The 2,226-nt window shown below is 56.8% G+C and carries 3 protein-coding genes and 1 pseudogene; 1 reads left to right on the top strand and 3 read right to left on the bottom strand.

The annotated features are described in order from the left end of the window. Positions 1–76: 76 nt before the first annotated feature. Both ALO64_RS26820 and ALO64_RS13875 read right to left on the bottom strand, forming a co-directional pair. Positions 77–250 (bottom strand): zinc-binding dehydrogenase, encoded by a 174-nt coding sequence (locus ALO64_RS26820; RefSeq protein WP_408002905.1) that lies wholly within the window; start codon positions 248–250, stop codon positions 77–79. Next, positions 181–1,038 carry an NADPH:quinone oxidoreductase family protein gene (locus ALO64_RS13875; RefSeq protein ID WP_408002904.1) on the bottom strand — a complete coding sequence of 286 codons (858 nt, stop codon included), beginning with the start codon at positions 1,036–1,038 and terminating at the stop codon, positions 181–183. Before ALO64_RS13875 ends, ALO64_RS26820 begins: the two co-directional genes overlap by 70 nt. Positions 1,039–1,168: 130 nt before the next feature. Between ALO64_RS13875 and ALO64_RS13870 the strand changes: the two genes are divergently transcribed. Further along, positions 1,169–1,576: a flagellar basal body-associated protein FliL gene (locus ALO64_RS13870; RefSeq protein WP_002551568.1), complete on the top strand. Its 408-nt coding sequence runs from the start codon at positions 1,169–1,171 to the stop codon at positions 1,574–1,576. Between the two features lie 6 nt (positions 1,577–1,582). Here the strand turns inward: ALO64_RS13870 and ALO64_RS13865 are convergent. Then, positions 1,583–2,031 (bottom strand): annotated as a pseudogene (locus ALO64_RS13865) (EVE domain-containing protein). Between the last annotated feature and the right edge of the window lie 195 nt (positions 2,032–2,226).

Here is a 2,226-nt window from a genome sequence, read left to right as displayed (position 1 = left end):
ACTTGATTTTGTCTACACCCCCTTAACAGTTTCGACTTGATACTAACGATTTACTTAATAGTACAGGCTCGAGGTATCAATTCACCAAAACCACCACATTCCCCACAGCCCTGCGCTCACCCAACAAATCAATCGCCTCCCCAGCCTTTTCCAGCGGATAAACCGTCGACACCAGCGGCTTCAATTTCCCTTCAGCTGCTTGAAGTTCGCCGCATTGTCCTGCGGTTGTCTCTGCGCAAACGAGCCCCAGAACACGCCGACCACCGATGCGCCTTTGAGCAGGGTCAGGTTGACGGGCAGGTCCGGGATGCGGCCGCTGGCGAAGCCGACGACCAGCAGGCGGCCGTTCCAGGCGATGGCGCGGATGGCCTGGTCGAAGAGGTCGCCGCCGACCGGGTCGTAGATGACGTCGGCGCCGTTGCCGTTGGTGAGGCGTTTTACTTCGTCCTTGAGGCTGGTTTCGCTGTAGTTGATCAGTTCGTCTGCGCCTGCGTTTTTGGCGACTTCAAGTTTTTCAGCGCTGCTGGCGGCGACGATGACGCGTGCGCCGAGGGCTTTACCAATTTCCACGGCGGCCAGGCCCACGCCGCCGGATGCGCCGAGCACCAGCAGGGTTTCGCCCGCTTGCAGGTTGGCGCGTTGTTTGAGCGCATGCATGGAGGTGCCGTAGGTCATGCTGAACGCCGCAGCGGTGGTGAAGTCCATGCTCGTCGGTATCGGCAGTACGTTGTAACCGGGTACAGCGACCTGCTCGGCAAAACTGCCCCAGCCGGTGAGCGCCATCACGCGGTCGCCGGGCTTGAGATGGGTTACTTTTTCCCCTACGGCTGATATCACGCCTGCTGCCTCACCACCCGGCGAGAAAGGGAAGGGTGGTTTGAACTGGTATTTGCCCTCGATGATCAACGTGTCGGGAAAGTTGACCCCTGCGGCGTGCACGTCGAGGAGGATTTCGTTCTTTTTGATCTCGGGGCCTGGCACGTCTTCAAGCACCAGCGTGCTGGCCGAACCGAAGGCTTTGCATAACAGGGCTTTCATTAGGCTATTCCTTTTTCGGTAATGGCCGATAAAGTGAGTTAAGTGGGTTCTCGGGTCAACAAGCATAGCCCGGCCTGATAAGCACACATAAGCTGTAAGCTACGTGGCAAACCGTATTAAGGAGTGGACTGTGAAAGCGTGGATTCTGGTATTGCTGGCCTTGTCATTGCCTGTCATGGCGCAAGAGGAAGCCAAGGAAGAAGGCGGCCCGCCCAAAGCGGCCTATGTCTCGCTGACGCCGCCGTTCGTGGGCAACTACGCGCTGGATGGCGGCCCCAAGCTGCGCGTCTACAAGGCTGACATCGCGTTGCGTGTAACGGGTGCCGATGCCGAGGCGGCGGTGAAGCGCAATGACGCCTTGATCCGTAATCAACTGGTGTCGTTGTTCACTCAGCAGACGGTTGATTCCATGAGCAGTGCCGAGGCGAAGGAAAACATTCGTCAGGAAGCGCTCAAGCAGGTGCAGCGCGTCATGAACGATGAAGAAGGCAAGCCGATTGTTGAAGACTTGCTGTTCAATAACTTCATCGTTCAATAACGCTTGTCAGCGCAGTGCCAGGATCGCCGCCCATTGTTCGGCGGTAACGGGCATCACTGAAAGCCGACTGCCTTTTTGCACCAGAGGCAGTTGCTCCAGCTGGCTTTGTTGCTTCAGATAACCGAGCCCCAGCACGCTCTTGAAGATATCCACAAACTCGACGTCTATGGCACTCCACGGGTTTTTATCCGCGCTGGCCTTGGCGTCGTGATAGTGGCTGTCGGGGTCCAGCGCAGTGGGGTCCGGATAGGCGGCTTTGGCGATTTTGCCGATGCCGGCGATTCCCGGCTCCGGGCAACTGGAGTGGTAGAAAAAGAATTCGTCGCCCTCTGCCATGCTCTTAGAAAATTACGCGCCTGATAGTTGCGCACCCCGTCCCAGCGAGCGTTACCCCGTTTTTGCAGGTCGCTGATCGAGAATTCGTCAGGCTCGGACTTCATCAGCCAATAGGCCATTGCTCTCTCTCCAGAGACAAAAGTTCACGGTATTACCGACAGTTTGATCACAAACCGACAGTCGGCTTGCGCCACTATTTGCGTACTGGTTCACGTTACCGCAAAATGCCGCCCTTTAAAGCTCCACGCTGTTGCACGGCCTATACAAAAACCGATGCTGACATCGTATTGATTTGCCTAAGGAGGCGCTGCAAA

The organism is Pseudomonas meliae (assembly GCF_001400515.1).
Classification (GTDB): Bacteria; Pseudomonadota; Gammaproteobacteria; order Pseudomonadales; family Pseudomonadaceae; genus Aquipseudomonas; species Aquipseudomonas amygdali.
This window is presented reverse-complemented; position numbering and strand designations above follow the sequence as displayed.

Coding starts and splice junctions, on each gene's coding strand:
- ALO64_RS13875 (WP_408002904.1), bottom strand. CDS start 1,038: ATGAAAGCCCTGTTATGCAAAGCCTTCGGTTCGGCCAGCACGCTGGTG.